This is a genomic window from Priestia sp. P5_B4 (assembly GCF_056400385.1).
The window spans coordinates 1-618 of the sequence record NZ_JBFULJ010001429.1 but is presented as its reverse complement, the minus strand read 5'-3'; the positions used below and the strand labels follow the sequence as shown (position 1 = coordinate 618).

The window sequence follows — 618 nt, the reverse complement described above, 5'->3', positions numbered from 1 at the left end:
GCCGCTTTAACATCTGTTGGAACTTCTTTTGCAACGCCATCTTTAATTGCTGCGTTAGCAACCGCTAAAGCAACGTTATAGGATACTTCACGTAATTCTTCTACGCGTGGTAGTAATGAAGCACCCGGCTTGCTGCTGTCTACCATTTGAGCTACAGCGTGTGCACATGCTGCAAACATGCTGTCTGTAATAACTTCTGCTTTTACCACGATTGATCCAAGACCAAGACCAGGGAAAACAAAAGCATTATTAGATTGACCAATTTCATATTCCACACCATCGTAGTTAACTGGTTCAAACGGACTTCCAGTCGCTACAAGCGCTTTTCCTTCTGTCCAATTTAATAGGTTTTCAGGAGTAGCTTCCGCAAGCGGAGTTGGATTTGACATTGGTAAAATAGCTGGGCGTTCTACATGCTTCGCCATTTCTTTTACGATTTCTTCTGAGAACGCGCCTGCTACACCAGACGTACCAATTAAGATTGTTGGCTTCACTTGTCTGACAACTTCTAGAAGAGAAATTTTGTCTTCTTCACGGTTCCAGTCCTTCACTTCTTCTGCTTTTCGTGCATAAGGCGTTTGGAAACCTAATAAGTCGTCCATGTCATCTGTTAAAAGG

1 protein-coding gene is annotated in these 618 nt (G+C 43.0%); it reads right to left on the bottom strand.

All coding sequences use genetic code 11. The features are described from left to right. Positions 1–618 (bottom strand): malic enzyme-like NAD(P)-binding protein (locus tag AC1DRF_RS31390; protein WP_477742751.1); only part of this gene is annotated, 618 nt, incomplete at both ends.